A 19,791-nucleotide genomic window follows, 5' to 3' on the forward strand; every position below is an offset into this window, starting at 1 on the left:
TGCATTGAACAATCTCAAGGTGGGCACGGAACACAGCCTGATTCGCGCCGATGTGCTCGACTGGCTCGAACAGCGCAGCAATACCATCTATCAACCCGAACGATTCGATGTCATTTTCTGTGACCCGCCGACATTCTCCAATTCAAAAGCCATGCAGGACACCCTGGATATTCAACGAGACCAAGAATTCATCGTGCGCAGTTGTATGCACCTATTAACTGACGATGGCAATTTAATCTTTTCAAATAATCTAAAAGGCTTTACATTGTCACCTATATTGCTGGACGAATTCAGAATCAATGACTTATCAAGAAAAACATTGCCAAGTGACTTTGCCCGCACGCCGAATCGACGCAGTGTCTTCGAAATTCGACACCGTGACGACGCGTAACGCGATGGATGGTACGAACACACGGAAGCATTTGTTGCCCACTCTTGGGTTGGTTGTTTCTGCTGCTTTCGGCATGGGTGGCTGTACTACGCTCCCGAATGATGACGGCAATCACGCGCGCAACGACTCGGGTTGGGTTAATACCGTGACCCAAAGCGAAGATGATAATTACAGTTTCAAAAACAGCTCGTTAAGCCCTAAACTCCCTTCGGAACCGATCAAGGCCATCGATGATCCAAACGGTGTACGAACGGCTGCGACACAGGCCATTCTGCAGGCAATCAGCCAGCTCGGCACAGCATATCAATGGGGCGGAAAATCGCAGACACAAGGTTTTGACTGCAGCGGGCTGACCCGTTTCGTTTACGGGAAGGCGGACATCGACATCCCCCGGACTTCACGCGACCAGTACGCGTTCACCCAACGTATTGCACGTTCGGATCTAAAACCTGGTGATCTGCTGTTCTTCAAGATCCGTAGTCGCAAGATTGATCATGTCGGGATTTATATTGGTGACAATCGGTTCATCCATGCACCCAGAAAGGGGGAGCAAGTTACCTTTGCGCAGCTGAACACCGCTTATTGGCGTAAACACTTTGTAGGAGCCGGGCGCGTTCCGGGTGCGCGAAAATTCGATACTGCCGATCTAAATGCGCTGAACGCTCAATAGAACCGGGTACTCGATTTTTTCGCTGTCTTGTGGACACTCTGTTTGCACCTTAATAAAAGCAAACTTACTTCCCACCACTGATGACCCAACCGGTAATGCCGGTAAACGCCATCAGAAAACCGAGCGGTGCCAGCATCAAGAGATCGAGAAACACCGAGTGGCTGCCGTCCTTCATCAGGAACATGGCACTGAAGCCGCCAATCACACCGATGGTGGTCATGATAGCCCCCACCACGATAAGAACCTTAGAAAACTGCCCGATACCCGATTTGGCATATTTAGGTTCAAAGCGATGCGGGTTTTCCACGCCCGGCTCGAATTCTTCCCTGGGATCGTCTTGTTGTGGATTCATGACCGTTTTCCTGCTCAAAATCTATAAAGGGTATGTCTGTGACAGTTCTACCGCCGGTTTCGTTCACGATACCACGATAGAGCGGCTCAATCTGATAGAATCGACGTTTCCACCCTCAGTTTACAGGAGCTTTGCCGTGTTGGAATTTTCAGTCAAAAGTGGCGCACCGGAAAAACAGCGATCTTCCTGCCTGATTGTCGGCGTTTTTGAAGCCAGAAAATTATCAGATGCGGCAGAGACCATCGACAAGGCCAGCGATGGCCACCTCAGTGCCATTACCCGTCGTGGGGACATGGAAGGTGAACTGGGCGACACGTTGCTGATCCATGGCGTACCGAACATTCAGGCCGAACGCGTCTTGCTGGTCGGGCTGGGCAAAGAGCGTGAATTTGACCTCAATGCCCTGAACAAGGCCACTACCGCGGCCGTCAAGGCATTGCACTATCGTGGCACGACCGAGTGCGTCAGCCACCTGACCGACATCGACATCAAAGGTGTCGAATTCGAACAGATTCTCCGCCAAAGCGTACTGGCCATTGATGCCGCCGTTTACCGCTTCGACCAGTTCAAATCGACGCCGGAACCGGGACCACGCCGCCCGCTGCGCAAGGTCACCTTCATCACACCCAGTCGTCGCGGCCTGCTTGAAGCGGAAAACCACGTGCGCGAAGCCATGGCCATCAGCTCGGGGATTCACCTCACCAAGAATCTGGCCAACCTCCCGCCGAACCTCTGCACACCAACGGCGCTTGCCGATCAGGCCCGCAAGTTGATGGAAACCCATCCGCATCTTGCTGTTGAAGTGTTGGATCAGTCCCGCATGGAAGCCTTGGGAATGAATGCCCTGCTCGCAGTCGCCAAGGGCAGTGTGGAAGCACCCAAATTCATCATCATGGAGCACATGGGCGGTCGTGATGACGAAGAACCCATCGTACTGGTTGGTAAAGGGGTAACGTTCGACACAGGCGGCATCTCGCTCAAGCCTGGTCTCGATATGGATCAGATGAAATACGACATGGCCGGCGCTGCGGCTGTCATCGGTTTGATCTCGATCGTGGCGGAATTGAAGCTGCCGATCAATGTCGTGGGTTTGGTGCCCACGGTCGAAAACATGCCCGACGGCAACGCATTGAAACCGGGCGACATCATCAAGAGCATGTCCGGTCAGACAATCGAGGTGTTGAATACCGATGCTGAAGGCCGACTGATTCTGTGCGACGCGCTCACCTATGCCAAACGCTTCAAACCCGATGTCGTCATCGACATGGCGACCCTGACCGGCGCCTGTGTCATTGCGCTGGGTCGTGTGCCGAGTGGATTGTTCAGCAACACCCGCGCCCTGGCCCAGGAAATCACCAAGGCCGGTGAAATCAGTAATGACCGGGTGTGGGAACTGCCTTTATGGGATGACTACCAACCGCAGCTCAAGAGCAACTTTGCCGATATGGCGAATATCGGCGGTCGCGAAGGCGGTGCACTCACAGCCGCCGCTTTCCTCTCCCGCTTCACCAAGGACTACCGTTGGGCACACCTCGACATCGCCGGTACGGCCTGGGTAACAGGCGATAACAAGGGCGCCACCGGTAGGCCGGTAGCTTTGCTTAGCGAATTCCTGCTCAAGCGGGCCAGAGCCAACGCCCAGAGCCAAATCAAATAATTAAGGCGCCAGGAATCAAGCATGTTCGGTCTGGGTCGGAGGCGTCCGCCGAACGTGCAGACGCGGCCCAAGGTGGTAATCACCGACGAACTTCTGCCAGAGACTGGCATGGCGTTCAAGCTTACCCGCAAGGCGATCAAAGGCGTGTATCTAAGCATCGGGCGCGCGGATGCACTACTACAGGTTAGCGCGCCCCACCATATCGCCTTACCTCTGATCCACCGGATTCTGCTGGAAAAGCAGGACTGGATTCTCCAAAAGCAAACCCAGATCAAATCGCAAAGAGCCCTTCAACTCCGTTCTGATGCGATCTCAGACGGTTCAACCATTCGCCTGTTCGATCAGGATCACCTCATCAGTGTTCATCCCAATTCCAAACGGAATCAGACGCTGATCGACAATGGAACGGTACAGGTCTTTACGCGTGCAAATGCCTTGAGTCAAACCCAACTGCACGAGGCGATCACGCAACAGTTAAGGGTCACGCTTCAGGACTATCTCACGACTCGTTTGCCGCATTGGTGCGAAAAAATCGGTGTCGGGATCAATTTCATCGGGATCAAACAGATGAAGACTCGCTGGGGCAGCTGCAATATCCGCGATAAACGAATCTGGCTGAATCTCGAACTCATACATATGCCGGCAGGCTGCATCGATATGGTCCTTGTGCACGAACTCGTTCATCTCCACGAACGGCACCATAACGCCCGGTTTTATACCCTCATGGACCAATTCATGCCGGATTGGCAAAGATGGCATACCCATTTGAAATATAGAGGTATATCCGACGTTTAAAATTGAATCCTGTGGTAACAGTTGGTAACAGTTCGGCAATAGCCTCGCAATGACTTGGCGGCACACTGCCCCTTCCATAAACGAAGGAGAAACAAGATGCGCGCCACCAAAACAACATTAATCGGCAGTATTCTGATTGGCATTGCTGCCCTCTCATCCCAAACATGGGCCGATACCCTGACTCCCACCCAGTCAACCGTACACACCATGAACCAAGAGCAGGTTCAGTCACAGCAACGTCAGGCGCCGAATGCTGCCGATTTCGAGCGTCTGAACAACCGGAATGAACACGAATCCAGAAGCATGAACAGGCAGTCTCAGGGCAAGGGCACTGGAATCCAGCAACAGTATCGTTATGGAAGTGGCAGTATGAGTCGTGGCGGCATGGGGGGCCGAGGTCATTGATCTGAGCGATTTTGACCTATGAGAACCTTGAAAGGTTTTTCGGGGTACCTCTGGATAAATCTGCTGTGATAATCTCCAGCCTGAGCTCAAATTGTATCTGCGAAGAGAAACACGGCCGGAATTGTTTGAACATGATGATCGAACGAAACGTTCTGAAATTGGTATGAACGGGGGCAGGCAGCAATTGAAAATGTCTGACCGCACCATCCAGCATCTACTTGAGCACATCCCGGCCACACATCCCTACGCCGGTCGGCAACTGATCTCGATGCACACAGTAGGTGGTGGCTGTATTCATCACGCTGTATGCCTGCAAACAGATAAGGGGCATTTATTCCTCAAAATCAATACGCTTGATTCCGCCGCCAATTTCTCAGCCGAAGTAGATGGACTCAATTTGCTGGCACCCCATATTAGCGTCCCGAATGACGCATTTACTGGTGTAATCGATCAACAGGCATTCTTGCTGATGGAGTGGCTGGATATATCCTCCAATTCAAGCGGAAGCCGAGCAGAAGAAGCCTTAGGTGAGCAGATCGCCACACTGCACAGACAAGGCGCACATGCCTTTGGCCTCAATCAGGACAACTTCATCGGCGCCTCGCCGCAGCGCAACGTCTGGGAAAGGAATTGGCCGGATTTCTTTGCAAACCACAGACTCAAACCGCAATTGGACTGGGCTGAATCTCGAGGTCTCCCTGCTGCTACACGCGAGGCGGGTTACCGATTGATGGACAAACTCAATCTATTTTTCACCGATTACCGTCCCACCCCATCGCTCATCCACGGTGACTTATGGGGCGGAAACCACGGGTTTCTTCACGATGGCACCCCGGTATTGTTTGATCCCGCCGTTTACTACGCCGATCGCGAAGCCGAAATTGCCATGACGGAACTGTTCGGTGGTTTCTCGCACCGGGCACGACAAGCCTACGAATCGGTCTGGCCGCTGGATGTTGGTTACGCGCAACGTAGAAACCTGTATAACCTGTATCACATACTCAACCATTTCAACCTGTTTGGTGGTGGCTACGGACAACAGGCTGAACGGATGATTCGACAACTTTTGGCAGAAGTGAGCTAGTACATGAATTCAGACGCAGATCAGAGGCAACGGCTGGGCAGAAATCCTGAGATGCAATGTCCATGGCCACAGCCAAGGTGATCGCCTGAACATGGCATTAATGCAGCACTGTGAAAGCACTCAACCTCCACGGATTATCGGAGTCGTTCTCGCTGGTGGACGAGGACTGCGCATGGGTGGCTGTGAGAAGGGATTGCTGCCTTTCCATGGGAAAACACTTCTGGGGCATGCTATTGACAGACTCGCCCCGCAGGTCGACAGACTGGTCATCAATGCCAACCGGGAACTAGATAATTACGGTGAGTACGGACTCGAAGTCATCCACGATCAAGATCCGATGACCAGTCAGGGTCCAATGGCAGGCATCAATGCAGCCGTGTCATTTTTCCACCGCCTGCATCCCAAGCACGATTGCTGGCTGCTCATTGCACCCTGCGACAGTCCTTTGCTACCGCAGGACTTGGCGAAAAGACTGCTTAGAGCAGCCACCGACGCCAACTTGCCAGCCGCCGTCGTCTGGGATGGCACACGAATCCATCCAACATTCAGCCTGTTACATACCAGTCTTCAGTCTTCACTGACTCGTGCACTGGCGAACGGTGAATTCAAACTGGGGCAATGGTTGCAGGATGTACGGGCGGCAAGGGTCGACTTTTCAGATCAGCCGGACGCCTTCATCAACTTCAACACCCCGGAACAACTTGCTACTGAGCGCTTATTCCAAAGCGATCAAGTGGTAACAGGGCCGATGGAACCATGAGCAATTACCCAGATCGTGGTGATGAAGCCGAACCCGTATTGGACTTTGATCAGGCCATCACGCACTTGCTTGGTTTCGCCAATTTGTCTCGACAAAATCAGGATCACGACCGTGAACAGACCCTGACTTTGGCGGCGTGTCTAGGCAAGGTATTGGCCCACCCGGTCTTGGCGCCCTGTGCCGTCCCCCCTTGCCCGGTAAGCGCATTGGATGGCTATGCTGTGAATACCGAGGATCTGTGCGCGGAGGGAGAAACCTGTCTCCCGGTCAGTTCTCGTATTGCCGCAGGTCAAGTTGCACCTCCTCTCACAGGGGGTACAACGGCTCGAATCTTCACCGGCGCTGCCCTCCCTCCCCATGCAAATGCCGTTATCGCACAGGAAGCGAGCTATCTGTCTGGTGATCTGGTCTGCTTTACGCAAAAACCCATTGTCGGCGAAGACGTCAAAGCCACCGGAAGCGATCTGGAAGAAGGACAACTGCTGCTTGAACGTGGTCGACGTCTGCAGCCGCAGGATATCGCACTCGCCGCTTCGGCCGGTATTGATCGACTGACTGTATTCCAGCCACTGAGGGTTGCAGTCCTGTGTAGCGGGGATGAGTTGGTCGACCCGGGCCAACCGTTGAGCCCCGGGTGCATATACAACGCCAACCGTTTCCTGATTCCAGCTCAGGTGGAAGCGCTGGGCATGTTGGCGATCAGTGTTGAGCGACTTGCCGATACCTTGTCCGCTACCCGGGAAGCCCTCTTCGCTGCTGCTGAAATCGCAGATGTTATCATTACGACTGGTGGAGTATCGGTAGGCGAAGAAGACCACATCCGGGCGGCCATTCGGTCGTTGGGCAAAGTACATATCTGGCGTATCAACATGCGACCGGGCAAACCCTTTACCTTCGGTCAGATTGGCGAGGAATGTATTCCGGTTCTGGGACTGCCGGGCAATCCTGTTTCGGCTTTCCTCAACTTCGCGTTGCTGGCTCAACCCTTCCTGTTGAAAGCGCAAGGTGTTGTCGCACACCAGCCGCTCTCGCTGCGTCTACCGGCTGGATTCGATCGGCTAAAACCAAAACCCCATCGCGAATTTCTCCGTGCCCGTATTGATCCCGCCGATCCGCTTAGCCACGTCATGCTCTACCCGAATCAAGGTTCCAGTGCGCTGATTTCAACCACGTGGGCCAATGGAATCGCCGTACTGCGAGAACAACAAACTATTCAGGCGGGTGATCTAATCGAATTCATACCCTTTTCATGGATGAATTGAATCTTGATCGTTGAGACCCAATGTTTTTTAGCTTCGGAATATGTCTTTTAGTCCTAAACGAATAGAATCAGCACGCCGAATCATGGATTTTTGCGTATCTGAAACCGATTATCACCCCGGCGAATGCACTAGAAACATTAGAGCACCTCGAACAATCTTTCGAGGCGCCCTCTAGAACGCAACTAAGACTCGAAGGTATCACTTCGTTGATTTATTTGGCCTGTACGCCCTCTTCCAAACCGGCGGCAAACGTCAGATGCGCAACATTGTCGCGTGCAAAGAAGCCCTGGAAGCCATCGAAGCGCTGAACATACTCGATGATCAGCGAGGAGAAGTCCGAAGCGGAAGAGAAAATCTGTTTGAGTCCTTCTTCACGGGATCCGACCGTATCGAGCAGGAAACGCTTGCCTTGGGACGCAATGGCACTGACGACAAAATCGATATTTTCGACGCCATTGGTCTGCCCATCGGTGACAGTAAGCGCCATATGATGCAGGCGCGGGCCGTAATTACGCACAAAGGATTCCGTCGGACTGGGAAGCTTATCGAGGTGATTCACACAGTACGGCAGATTATTCGCCGTAAATACCTTCGCTGGCGACATGGACTCCGGGTGGCCGCGCACGTTCTTGGTGACGTTGGTCGATGAATTCTGATCCTTGATGTCGTAACTGCCCCAGTAGTAATAACTGGAAAGCGCGAGGTACTCAAGCAGCGCCGCTTCACGGTTCTGGCTGTACACGCGGGTAGCCAAATGGTCGATCGGCAAGAGCAGGTTCTTGATGCCGATGTGTTCCTGCATGATCTTGCCGCGCTCATAGGCCGCTTGAGCATCCGCCATGATCGTCGAGATGCCATGCTGGTATACCCGGATACCATCGAAGGGTCGCTCCATGTAACCGACTACGTTCTGAGTATAGGGCGACGGTTTGGATACGCTGAAATTCAGCGGCAAGTCGAGTTCGGTCAACTGCCCCATAGTCAAGAAGCGGAACTCCCGCTCCTGTTGCATGGCCACCACGTCCAGACGGTCGGTGACCCCCAGAATCTCGCCGAGATAGCGGCTGTGCGGTCGCCGCGCTCCGATCGGATACTGGTCGTTCAGGCTGCGGAACAGATCGGTGTAATCCGGGTCCTTGATTTCTCGCAGGAGGATGTCCGGCGAGTTCATATCGATCCGCAGCACATGCGTCATGTGTTTGGGGCCATCCAGGGTGACCAGATAGTGGTATGGCGTCATCAGCGCCAATTCGGCAATATATTCCAGCGACTTTCCGGGTTCGACAGCAATCAGCAAGGCTTCGATGTCACCGATCATGTCGGTCAGCCCACAGCGGTCGCGCTCGGCGAGTACGCGAAACAGATACTCTTCGAAAAAGGCCGAATTTTGCTTGTCGCCAAAACGCTTGAAACTGTTGGAATCGAACATGATTGCCTCCGATGGAATAAGTTAACTGGGCTGCCAACGCAAATCGAGCGTGAGTGGAAAACGGGGATTGATCGGTTCAGGTGGTGCCGTAAACTGACCCGGCGTGTGACCATGATCCCAGAAACGCGACCGCCGCCTAGATTCCGCTTCCAGGGCATTGATCGGAAAAGTGTCGTAACTTCGGCCACCGGGATGACTCACATGATAGGTGCAGCCGCCAAGCGCCCGATCATTCCAGCCATCGACGAGATCGAACCGCAACGGAGCCTGCACACCAATGGTCGGATGGAGCGCCGAGTACGGAGCCCAGGCTTTGAAACGAACACCCGCGACGAACTCACCCGGTATCCCCGTGGGGTGCAGCGGCACCCGCCGCCCATTGCAGGTCACGTAATGACGTTTACCGATCAGGTTCTGCACCTTGATCTGCACCCGCTCAATGGACGAATCGACATACCTCGCTGTGCCACCGGCTGCCATTTCTTCACCCAACACGTGCCAGGGCTCGATGGCTTGGCGAATTTCAATGATCACGCCGTCGTAGGTCACGCTGCCATATCGAGGGAAGCGGAATTCGAGGAACGGTACGAACCACGCATCGTCAAATGTATAGCCGGATTCTCGCAAGTCGGTGCAGATATCACGCATATCCTGTTCGATGAAATGCGGCAGCATGAAGCGATCGTGCAGTGAAGTCCCCCAATCGACGAGACGGCCATGCAACGGCGTTTTCCAGAAACGCGCCACGAGCGCACGCAACAACAGCGATTGCACGAGGTTCATACGCTCGTGCGGCGGCATTTCGAAAGCACGCAACTCGAGCAAACCCAGGCGACCCGTGGAGGAATCCGGTGAGTAGAGCTTGTCGATACAGAATTCGGCACGATGCGTATTGCCGGTCAAATCGACCAGCAAATGACGCAACAGCCGATCGATCAACCACGGTTGAGCAGATTCCGTACCTGCTGGAAACATAAGATCAAGCTGCTGGAAGGCAATTTCCAACTCGCCCAAGGTGTCGTCGCGGGCTTCGTCCACACGGGGCGCCTGACTCGTCGGGCCGATGAACTGACCGGAAAACAGATAAGACAGCGCAGGATGTTGTTGCCAGTACGTCAAAAGACTCTTCAGCAAGTCCGGGCGTCGCAGGAACGGACTATCGGCAGGGGTGGCGCCACCCAGAGTCACATGATTGCCGCCGCCTGTTCCCGTATGCCGACCATCGAGCATGAACTTCTCGGCCCCCAGACGAGCAAGACGCGCCGATTCATACAGGAAGTGCATGTTCTGCTCGAGCGTCGACCAGTCACTGGCTGGATGAATATTGACCTCGATGACGCCGGGATCCGGCGTAACAGAGAGCGACTGCAAACGCGGATCCCGAGGGGGGGTATAACCCTCGATTCGTACCGGCTGTTTCAGCGTTTTCGCACAGTATTCGATGGCAGCAACCAGCTCGAGCCAAGCTTCTAACGAATTAATCGGCGGCATGAAGACATACAGGACGCCGTCCCGAACTTCCAGCGTCAACGCGGTATGAATAACTTCTTCCGGGTTGACCTGTGCAGGCGGTGGCTCGGTAGGGCTGAGTTTGAGCGAGGCTGGCGTGCGCGGATAATCACCCAGCACCTGGCGGGTGGCAAATGGATCAACCGGAAAATCGATCGGTTGCGCTTTGGGGTGAACCCAGGGCAGGCTATCGAGCGGCAGTCTCAAGCCAAGAGGCGAATCACCGCCCAACAAGTAGAGGCGTTCGGTACGCAAGGGCCACAGACTGGATACCCATTGGGTTTTATTGGAATCCAGCGCCTTCAGCGGCAGAACATACCCGACAACATCCCCCAATCCTGATCGCAGCTTACGCGAAACCTGCCCGCGCTTACCCGCATCCTTGAGGTCGATTTTCATAGGGTCGAGATTGACCGGTAATGCTGATTCCATGGATAACGCCAGCAATGGATCTTCATAAGCCGCAATCACATAATCGGTCGAAAGCTGTAGGCGCGATGCGAGTAGATGAGCAAAGTGATACGCCCGTGCTTTGGGAATGGGTGTCGCATCCGGCTTCGGATTCTCTGCGATCAACTCAGGATCGTGCCAGACGGGCACACCATCGGCACGCCAGTACACACTGAGCGCCCAGCGTGGCAGGGGCTCGCCGGGATACCATTTCCCCTGACCGTAATAACGTAACCCGCCCTGAGCAAACTGCCGGCTCAGGCGGGACATCAGATCCTGAGCGAGCAACCACTTCTGCTCGCCCAGTGCATCGGTATTCCACTCCGGCCCGTCCATGTTATCGATGGAGACGAAGGTCGGTTCGCCGCCTTGGGTAAGGCGCACATCGTTTGCTTGCAGTTCGGAGTCAACCCAGTAGCCAAGGCCCTGTATCGCCTGCCATTGGGCTTCCGTATAAGGTTTAGTGACGCGCGGATCTTCATGGATGCGGGTGACACTCATGTCAACGATCAACTCGGATTCACATACGCTCGTCATGCCGGTGATCGGTGCCGCTGATATGGGTTGAGCCGTGGCTGCCAATGGAATGTGACCCTCACCGGCCAGAAGACCGGAGGTCGCATCCAGACCGATCCACCCGGCACCAGGTATATAGGCTTCGCACCAGGCGTGCAGATCTGTGAAGTCCGACGTCGGGCCACTTGGGCCATCGAGGGATGGCTGATCGGCCACCAACTGAATCAGATAGCCAGAAACAAAGCGCGCTGCAACACCCAAGTGTCGCAAGGCCTGAACCAGAAGCCATGCGCTATCACGGCAGGAACCTGACCCTATGGAGAGGGTTTCTTCGGGTGTTTGCACCCCAGGCTCCATCCGGATCAGGTAGGACACACTGCTTTGAACCTTTTGATTGAGACGAACCAAGAAATCATTGATGGTCAAGTCCTTGGGCATATCCTGGGTGAATTGCGCCAACCATTTCCTGAAGTGCTTATCGAGAGGTGCCGCCTCGAGAAATGGTGTCAATTCCGCCTTCATCACATCGGGATAGGCGAAGGGATAGTGTTCGGCCCAAGGCTCTACAAAGAAATCGAAGGGGTTGATGACCGTCATGTCGACAATCAAATCGACCGTCACTTCCAGTGCGACGGTCGGCTCGGTGAAGGTCAGGCGGGCGACAAAGTTTCCATAAACATCTTGCTGCCAGTTGACGAAGTGCTTTCCGGGCAGTACATGAAGGGAATAGCCCAAAATCGGGGTACGGCAATGGGCGGCCGGGCGTAGGCGGATCTCATGCGGTGAAAGAACAACGGACCGATCGAACAGATATCGGCTTTTGTGGTGTAGCGCAACGCGGATGGTCATATGGGCGGTATCCCTGTGTTCAATAATTTACTGTCAGCCGGCGGTTGATCTGTCTGTGAATCCGGCACCGGACAGACCCACTCCGGGTTGGGCAGCTGGGCAAAAACGCTTTTCAGCCCTTCACTCCAATTGGAACTGATAGAGGAGAAATAGGGGTCACCTTCCTGCAACTGCTTGATGTTGTCCAGCGACAGGCTATTGGTCACATAGCAAGCCATGTCGATAGGCATTCCCACGGAGACATTGCTGCGCATGGTGGAATCAAAAGAAACCAGCAGGCATTTGATCGCTCGATTCAGAGTGGTTTGCGGATTGATGATCCGGTCGATGATCGGTTTGCCGTACTTGATTTCGCCAATCTGGAAGAACGGCGTGTTATCGGTCGCCTCGATGAAATTGCCCTCGGAATACACCAGGAACAAACGTGGCGGTTCACCGGCAATTTGACCCCCGACAATGAAGTTGGCGCTGACATCGATATTACCCGCCATCAGGAAAGGACGGTCTGTGTTCTGCACATGGCGCAAACAGCCACCCAATAATGAGGCTACATCGAACATGGATGTCGCATTCCAGATATTCAGTTGCTCAGGACTGCGGCCCTGTATTTCCAACTGGTTGATGGAATTTTGCGTAATCGACAGATTGCCGGAGCTCAATATAACAATGACGCGGTCGCCCCGGTTCACGAAGCTGCGCATTTTCTTGAAGCTGGAAATCTGATCGATCCCTGCATTCGTGCGCGAATCAGAGGCAAAGACCAACCCAGCGTTGAGTTTGAGCGCAACACAATAAGTCATGATGAAAAAACCACGGATAAACGGATCCTCATTGTACTTGCAATTGGAATCGATCGGGCCGGATTCCATCCGGCTGCTTATCATCCCTGAGTGAGAGAAAGGCTTCGTGAATTTCACTACTCAACTCATGCGTTCTGGCGAGAAACTCGGTAAGAAACTCATGCAGACCGTGGGCGAAAATATCTTCGATAAGGCCATAGTGCAACGAGGCGTGCAACTCACCTGCCAGACGGCGTGCTTCTGCACCGGTCGGGCCATTGATCAACCCCAATGTGGCATCAACCTCATTAAGGCAGGCATGCAAGGAGCGGGGCATATCGGCCCGCAAAATCAGTAATTCGGCAACACGCAGCGGCTTGATGCTGTCCCGGTAGATTTTCCGATAGGCTTCTTGCGCACTGACCGAGCCGAGCAGAGAACCCCATTGGTAATAATCGGCGGCACCACCCACATCCTGCACACTGGGCAACAGGATGTGATATTTCACATCGAGAATACGCGCCGTATTATCCGCACGCTCAAGAAACGTGCCCAACCGAATGAAATTAAGGGCATCGTCCTTGAGCATCGTGCCCAGCGTAACACCACGGAACAGGTGCGAACGTTCCTTTACCCAGTCAAAAAAACCCTCTGGATTCGTTTTGTTAAGCGAGGGCAGCATTCGCTTCAAATCCAGCCACATGCTGTTGATGATTTCCCACATTTCGGAGGTAATCGCGCCACGAACGGCACGCGCATTTTCACGCGCTTCCATGAGACTGTTATAGATACTGGATGGGTTTGCCGGGTCCAGCGTCATGTAATTTGTGACATTCGCCTGAACGGCCAGACCATGTTTTTCTTCATAACCTTCAGCCGATCCGCAGATGTTAAGCGGTGCATACCACAGTCGGGCGTCTGCCCCCTCCTCGCCATCCGGTAACAGCGATGTGCGCGTTGCTACGTCCAGCACCCGTGCGGTATTTTCTGCCCGTTCGATATATCGAGCCATCCAGAATAGGTGATCGGCTGTGCGTGAAAGCATGGTCATGATTCAGTCCTCCAATACCCAGGTATCTTTTGTTCCGCCACCCTGTGACGAATTCACCACTAAAGAACCCTCTGTTAGAGCTACTCGCGTCAACCCGCCCGGCGCCAGGCGGATTTCCTTGCCGGACAAGATGAAGGGGCGCAAATCCACATGCCGTGGCGCTATCCCGCTTTCAACCATGGTCGGACAAGTGGAAAGCGCGAGTGTCGGTTGTGCAATGAATCCGGCCGGATTTTCCAGAATGCGCGACCGGTACGCCGTGATTTCCTTCTTCGAACTCGTCGGCCCGACCAACATGCCGTAGCCGCCGGAACCTTGCACTTCCTTGACGACCAGCTCCGACAAATGTTCAAGCACGTATTTTAGATCATCGGGGCTATCGAGACGCCAGGTAGGCACATTGGAGAGTAATGGTTTCTCGCCCAGATAGAACTCGATCATTTCTGGAACGAACAGGTACGTGGATTTGTCATCGGCAATCCCTGTACCTACACCATTAGTCAGAGAGACGGATCCATGCCGGTACGCATCAAACAGACCCGGTACACCCAGGACCGAATCCGGGCGAAAAGCCAAAGGATCGAGATAATCATCGTCTAAACGACGATAGATCACATGTACTTGCTGCGCCCCTTGTGTGGTTCGCATGTACACCTTGTAGTTGCTGACGAACAGATCCTTGCCTTCAACCAGCTCAACACCCATCTGGCTCGCCAGAAACGCATGTTCGAAATAGGCACTGTTATAGGGGCCCGGTGTCAGGACGACGATCACAGGGTTATCAACGTGCGTGGGCGATGACTCACGCAGTGTTTCAAGCAAGAGCTGCGGATAATGCGCAACCGGCTGGATCGTACGCTGGGTAAACATATTCGGGAACAACCGCATCATGGTATTGCGGTTTTCAAGCATGTAGGAGACACCCGAAGGGGTGCGCAGGTTGTCTTCCAATACGTAAAAATCGTTTTCAGCTACCCGGACCAAATCAATGCCTGCAATCTGGGCATAGACTTGATTCGGCAGATCAACTCCCTGCATCGCAGCACAGTACATACTGTTACCCAGCACTTGAGACGCCGGAATGACACCCGCCTTGATGATCTCCTGATCATGGTAGATATCATGTAAGAACATATTCAGCGCACGAACACGCTGTTTGAGACCGAGTTCCAATCGCCGCCACTCAGCGGCACTAAACACACGCGGCACCACATCGAACGGAATCAGCCGTTCTTCAGAAGAATTCGCCCCATAGACAGCGAACGTAATCCCCATTCGACGGAACAACAGTTCCGCATCACGCTGTTTGTGTACGAGCACCTCGGTAGGTAAAGAAGTCAACTGACGAACAACCTCAGCGTATTGAGGACGTGCCACCTGACCGTCGAAGCCATACATCTCATCAAAACCGCTATACAGATAAATCGGGTCTTTCATGGTTTCCATTGATTGCTCACGGTAAATTTTCCACTGACGGAATTCGCTTCTTAAAGCACAGACAGCAAGAGATACGCCAATTTAAACTAAAAAAACAACAATTTGATTAAAATAGGTTTTACACAAGAACAAGGAGATGAAGAATAGGCTCAACGCACCATTTAAGAACTCCAAATAACATGAAATGCACTACTTTATGGCAAAAAACAGATCAAAGTTCGTAACCAGAACTAGTCAAGATTCACTTAAAAACAATAAATCACATCGAATCCATTAGAGAGCGGGAATTTTTTTAAGGAAGCTTCCATGTCACTTAAAAGTGAACAGCAGTCCATATAGGCGCACCAAAATGTGACCATGAAATAGGATTGATCGAAAGTTGCATTGGGAACCTCTGATTAAATCAGAGGTTCCGTGCGGCACCGTGATATGCAACCAAAAACGATCACGTAAGTGAATGTTCACGAAAAATAATCAAAAATCTCATTTTTTTGATTTTAGACCTCTGAACATTTAATGATGGAACTATTCAAAACTTCCTTGTGATCAACGGATAGAGGAACGCCTGTTACAAAAAAGGATCGATATTCCGTGAAATCTGCTCCAGCGCCTGACGAATCTGCGTGAGCGAAGAAACATCTGAATCAGGGCTCAAAGGGGAAAGATAAGTCAACTCAACGGCATGTTCATCCATCACCGGGATAGTCTGAACATGTTTCGTCAAATCGAGGGATTCAGCGGCAAGCACCACGACAGGGGCAATATCAGAGCGCAAATCATGCTCCTGATCCATGGCTGTCTTGCCAGATGGCTGCTTGAAAATCTGGGCGAGCTGCTGGCGAGCGCCAGCAATGGTGAACCCCTGCTCATACAAAAGGCTGCGTATCAGTCGAATGAGCTCAATATCATGCCGTTGATAGTAACGCCGGTTGCCACGACGCTTGGTCGGCTTGAGCTGAGTAAACTCCTGTTCCCAATACCTCAACACGTGTGACTTGACATCACACAAGCCGCCTACTTCACCAATCGTGAAGTAACGCTTATTGGGAATCGGCGGCAGGCTCGATTCAGGATGCGTCAGAGCCGTCATAGGCCTCAACCATGGCCTTCAGTTTTTGCCCGGCACGGAAGGTCACCACACGACGTGCCGATACGGGAATCATCTCGCCCGTGCGTGGGTTGCGGCCGGGGCGTTCGTTTTTATCGCGCAACTGGAAATTACCGAAACCGGAAAGTTTGATTTCCTCGCCCGATTCGAGCGTGGCACGGAGTTCTTCGAAAAAAATATCAACAAAATCCTTGGCTTCGCGTTTATTCAAGCCAAGTTCGGCGTGGAGTTTTTCGACCAGATCTGCTTTGGTTAAGGCCATGAAATGCTGTCCCTTAGGTGCGCAATTGAATATTATGCTGCGCAAGATTTGCGCGTATGTCGCTGATTATACCGACAATTTCATCATCCGTCAGTGTGCGCTCGGATTCCTGGAAAATTAATTTGACCGCGACACTTTCAAACCCCGGTTCAATACCGGCACCAACGTACCGGTCAAAGACGCCAACCTCGCGCAAACTCGCCGGACCGCCGTTCCTGATCAGAGATAATAATTCTGCAATCGGCATGGTGGCCGGCTTCAGGAGCGCCAGATCCCGTCTGACTTGCGGGAACCGCGAGCGTGGCTTGTTCATCGGCAGATGCCGATATTGCAAGGAATGAAGATCGAGTTCCAGGACAAAAACCGATCCATTGACGTCCATTTTTTCTGCTATGTCAGGATGAATGGCGCCCAACCAGCCGCAAGGATGGTCATGAATCAGGATTTCTGCACTTTGCCCGGGATGCAATGCCGGGTGCGCAGCGGCCCGGAAGCTGACGTTGTTCGCGTGATCCGACGAGGGATCAAGACTGAAACCGAGGTGCAGCAGGAGTGCCTCGCAATCGCCCTTGAGGTCGAAGAAGTCTGCCTGAGTGCTTTTTTCGCCCCATTGCTCCGGCCAACGCCCTCCCACGATCACCGCGGCGAGTTGATCAATTTCCTGCACATCATCAAGCGAACCCTTGAAACTTCTGCCCATTTCAAACAAACGTACACGCGACTGCTGACGATTCTGATTGAAGGCCACGGCCTGCAACAATCCCGGCCACAGGCTTTGACGCATGACGGCCATCTCGCTGGAAATCGGGTTTGCGAGTGCAATACCAGGCGCGGACGTAAAAAGTTCTGCGATGGCAGGATCAATGAAACTGTACGAAATCGCTTCGAAGTAACCCCGGCTTGCCATGAAATCAGCAACTTTAGCAATGCTGTTCTCGGTTTCCGGTCGGACACCAATCGTCAGAGGCGAACGCCCCATTGGCGCACGAAATGCGTCAAAACCGAGCAATCGCGCCAATTCCTCAAGCAGATCTTCAGGAATCACCATATCGAAGCGATGACTTGGCGGAGTGACTGTCAATACGGTATCTGACTGAAATTCAACGATGCAACCCAAGCGCACGAGAAATTTCCTTGCTTGCTCTGGCAAAATAGCCAAGCCCAAACGACGCTCAGCCCAACTCATATCCAACTGGATAGCAGCAGGAACCTGCGGTGCCTTGGCTCCCTGAGCCGCACTGGCATTACCCACCTGGCCGCCGCATATCTGATGAATCAGCGTGGCGGCACGCGACAAGGCTCGTGCCGGTAGCAGCGGATCAACGCCCCGCTCGAACCGGAAAGCGGCATCAGTAGTTAGCCCCAGACGCCGGGCACGGCCAGCAATCGTCTCGGGCGTAAAGTGAGCCGACTCGAGGACGATGTTTACCGTTCCGGCAGACACGGCCGACTCCAGACCACCGATGATCCCCGCCAGCGCGACCGGACCCGCTTCATCGGCGATCACGAGGCAATCGGCATCCATTTCCAGCTTTTGCTGATTGAGCGCATCCATGGTTTCACCCGGACGTGCACGCCGAACGGTCAAGCCACCCTGCAGTTTTTGCTGATCGAAGGCGTGCAAGGGTTGCCCCAACTCGAGCATGACGTAGTTGCAGACGTCCACGATCGGCTCGATCACCTTGATCCCGGCACGACGCAGACGTTCAGACATCCACATGGGCGTTTTACGACCGGCAGACACACCACAGATAACTTGGGTCAAATAAACCGGGCAATCATCGGGAACGGCGATTCGAGCAGGCTGAACGGCTTCCGACGTAACCTGAGCGACAGAGGATTGATCACACGGTGTGATATCCAGATCGAACAATGCCGAACAATCACGTGCAACACCCAAAATCGAAAGCGCATCACCCCGGTTGGGGGTTATTCCCAACTCGATGATGGAATCATCCAGATTCAGCCAGTCGCGAATGGATTGTCCCAATGGTGCGTCCGAAGGCAATTCCCACAACCCGTCGACAACGCTGGGCATACCCAACTCGCTGGCGCTACACAGCATTCCTTCAGAGGGAACACCACGCAATTTCGCTGATTTGATGACCAGTCCGCCCGGCAGTTGGGCGCCCAGGGTCGCCAATGGCACACGCATACCCACACGTACATTGGCAGCGCCACAAACGATCTGGTATTCATGGGTACCGTCGGTCACGCGGGTGATTTTGAGCTTGTCCGCATCCGGATGCGGCTCAACGGAACGCACCTCGGCAACCACAACACCGCTGAACGATTCTGCCGCCGGCTCGATGGCGTCGACCTCAAGGCCTGCCATTGTCAAACGATGGGCCAGAGTAGCCGTATCAACCGGCGGATTAATCCATTCGCGCAACCAAGATTCAGAAAATCGCATAAGAAGCTCGTGTATTTAAGCTGAAAGAAAGACCGGACATATCACACGAATTGTTCGAGGAAGCGCAGGTCATTATCAAAGAATGAGCGCAAGTCATCGACACCGTAACGCAGCATCGCCAGACGTTCCACGCCCATGCCAATCGCAAAGCCACTGACTTTGGCCGGATTGAGACCTACGGCGCGCAAGACATTGGGATGAACCATACCGCTGCCAAGCACCTCGATCCAACCTGTTTTCTTGCAAACCCGGCAACCCTTGCCGCGGCAATGGACACACTGGATGTCTACCTCGGCTGAGGGCTCCGTGAACGGGAAAAAAGAGGGACGTAGTCGGATCGGCAAGTCATCCTGTTCAAACAACGCCCCCAGAAACTGTTCCAGTGTGGCACGCAGATCGGTGAACGTGACGTCTTAATCCAGATGCAGCACTTCAATTTGGTGGAACATGGGTGAGTGCGTCATGTCCGAGTCACAACGGTATACCCGTCCCGGCGCCAGAATCTTGAGCGGCGGGGTCTGTGATTGCATCGTGCGGATCTGAACGGGCGAAGTATGGGTACGCAGCAGACGTTCCGCATCGAAGTAGAAGGTATCGTGCATGGCGCGAGCC

Annotated in this window: 15 protein-coding genes and 3 pseudogenes; 8 read left to right on the forward strand and 10 right to left on the reverse strand. The window is 53.5% G+C overall.

Translation table 11 applies throughout. The features are described 5' to 3' along the window. Both M7R55_RS01660 and M7R55_RS01665 read left to right on the forward strand, forming a co-directional pair. Nucleotides 1–391: pseudogene (locus M7R55_RS01660) on the forward strand (23S rRNA (guanine(2445)-N(2))/(guanine(2069)-N(7))-methyltransferase); the annotation flags it as partial. Next, nucleotides 300–1,061, forward strand: a complete 762-nt coding sequence (locus M7R55_RS01665; protein ID WP_298217908.1) for a C40 family peptidase — start codon at nt 300–302, stop codon at nt 1,059–1,061. The pseudogene M7R55_RS01660 and the gene M7R55_RS01665, both read left to right, overlap by 92 nt. A gap of 64 nt (nt 1,062–1,125) precedes the next feature. On the opposite strand, the gene M7R55_RS01670 is transcribed toward M7R55_RS01665, so the two are convergent. Beyond that, nucleotides 1,126–1,413: a hypothetical protein gene (locus M7R55_RS01670; protein WP_298217910.1), complete on the reverse strand. Its 288-nt coding sequence runs from the start codon at nt 1,411–1,413 to the stop codon at nt 1,126–1,128. Between the two features lie 139 nt (nt 1,414–1,552). On the opposite strand from M7R55_RS01670, the gene M7R55_RS01675 reads away from it, so the two are divergent. The 6 genes from M7R55_RS01675 to glp all read left to right on the forward strand — a co-directional run bounded on the left by M7R55_RS01675 (nt 1,553) and on the right by glp (nt 7,376). Then, nucleotides 1,553–3,070: a leucyl aminopeptidase gene (locus M7R55_RS01675; protein ID WP_298217933.1), complete on the forward strand. Its 1,518-nt coding sequence runs from the start codon at nt 1,553–1,555 to the stop codon at nt 3,068–3,070. A 21-nt stretch (nt 3,071–3,091) separates the two neighbouring features. After that, nucleotides 3,092–3,865 carry a SprT family zinc-dependent metalloprotease gene (locus tag M7R55_RS01680; protein WP_298217911.1) on the forward strand — a complete coding sequence of 258 codons (774 nt, stop codon included), beginning with the start codon at nt 3,092–3,094 and terminating at the stop codon, nt 3,863–3,865. Nucleotides 3,866–3,961: 96 nt separating this feature from the next. Then, complete coding sequence (locus M7R55_RS01685; protein ID WP_298217912.1) at nt 3,962–4,270, forward strand: hypothetical protein; 309 nt, start codon at nt 3,962–3,964, stop codon at nt 4,268–4,270. A 190-nt stretch (nt 4,271–4,460) separates the two neighbouring features. Continuing rightward, on the forward strand, nt 4,461–5,354 hold the full coding sequence (locus tag M7R55_RS01690; RefSeq protein ID WP_298217914.1) for a fructosamine kinase family protein: 894 nt from the start codon (nt 4,461–4,463) through the stop codon (nt 5,352–5,354). Nucleotides 5,355–5,454: 100 nt separating this feature from the next. After that, nucleotides 5,455–6,114, forward strand: a complete 660-nt coding sequence (mobA, locus tag M7R55_RS01695) for a molybdenum cofactor guanylyltransferase MobA (protein ID WP_298217935.1) — start codon at nt 5,455–5,457, stop codon at nt 6,112–6,114. Beyond that, nucleotides 6,111–7,376: a gephyrin-like molybdotransferase Glp gene (gene glp, locus M7R55_RS01700; RefSeq protein ID WP_298217916.1), complete on the forward strand. Its 1,266-nt coding sequence runs from the start codon at nt 6,111–6,113 to the stop codon at nt 7,374–7,376. The genes mobA and glp overlap by 4 nt, the downstream gene beginning before the upstream one ends. Nucleotides 7,377–7,587: 211 nt before the next feature. Here the strand turns inward: glp and M7R55_RS01705 are convergent, their stop codons facing one another. From M7R55_RS01705 to pheS, 9 genes and pseudogenes are all read right to left on the reverse strand, one after another. Continuing rightward, on the reverse strand, nt 7,588–8,805 hold the full coding sequence (locus tag M7R55_RS01705) for a hypothetical protein (RefSeq protein WP_298217919.1): 1,218 nt from the start codon (nt 8,803–8,805) through the stop codon (nt 7,588–7,590). Between the two features lie 21 nt (nt 8,806–8,826). Beyond that, nucleotides 8,827–12,129: a DUF2126 domain-containing protein gene (locus tag M7R55_RS01710; RefSeq protein ID WP_298217921.1), complete on the reverse strand. Its 3,303-nt coding sequence runs from the start codon at nt 12,127–12,129 to the stop codon at nt 8,827–8,829. After that, nucleotides 12,126–12,929, reverse strand: a complete 804-nt coding sequence (locus tag M7R55_RS01715; RefSeq protein ID WP_298217923.1) for a proteasome-type protease — start codon at nt 12,927–12,929, stop codon at nt 12,126–12,128. Before M7R55_RS01715 ends, M7R55_RS01710 begins: the two co-directional genes overlap by 4 nt. 28 nt (nt 12,930–12,957) lie before the next feature. Further along, complete coding sequence (locus M7R55_RS01720; protein ID WP_298217925.1) at nt 12,958–13,959, reverse strand: alpha-E domain-containing protein; 1,002 nt, start codon at nt 13,957–13,959, stop codon at nt 12,958–12,960. Nucleotides 13,960–13,962: 3 nt separating this feature from the next. Beyond that, entirely contained in the window at nt 13,963–15,405 is a 1,443-nt protein-coding gene (locus M7R55_RS01725) for a circularly permuted type 2 ATP-grasp protein (protein WP_298217926.1), read from the reverse strand. Between the two features lie 817 nt (nt 15,406–16,222). Continuing rightward, nucleotides 16,223–16,486, reverse strand: a pseudogene (locus M7R55_RS01730) (MerR family transcriptional regulator); the annotation flags it as partial. Continuing rightward, nucleotides 16,464–16,766 carry an integration host factor subunit alpha gene (locus tag M7R55_RS01735; RefSeq protein WP_290677765.1) on the reverse strand — a complete coding sequence of 101 codons (303 nt, stop codon included), beginning with the start codon at nt 16,764–16,766 and terminating at the stop codon, nt 16,464–16,466. The gene M7R55_RS01735 and the pseudogene M7R55_RS01730, both read right to left, overlap by 23 nt. A 13-nt stretch (nt 16,767–16,779) precedes the next feature. Then, the gene (pheT, locus tag M7R55_RS01740; RefSeq protein ID WP_298217931.1) at nt 16,780–19,179 is read right to left on the reverse strand and encodes a phenylalanine--tRNA ligase subunit beta; all 2,400 of its coding nucleotides are present in this window, start codon (nt 19,177–19,179) and stop codon (nt 16,780–16,782) included. A 41-nt stretch (nt 19,180–19,220) separates the two neighbouring features. After that, nucleotides 19,221–19,791: pseudogene (gene pheS / locus M7R55_RS01745) on the reverse strand (phenylalanine--tRNA ligase subunit alpha); the annotation flags it as partial.

The organism is Halothiobacillus sp. (assembly GCF_027346185.1).
Classification (GTDB): Bacteria; Pseudomonadota; Gammaproteobacteria; order Halothiobacillales; family Halothiobacillaceae; genus Halothiobacillus.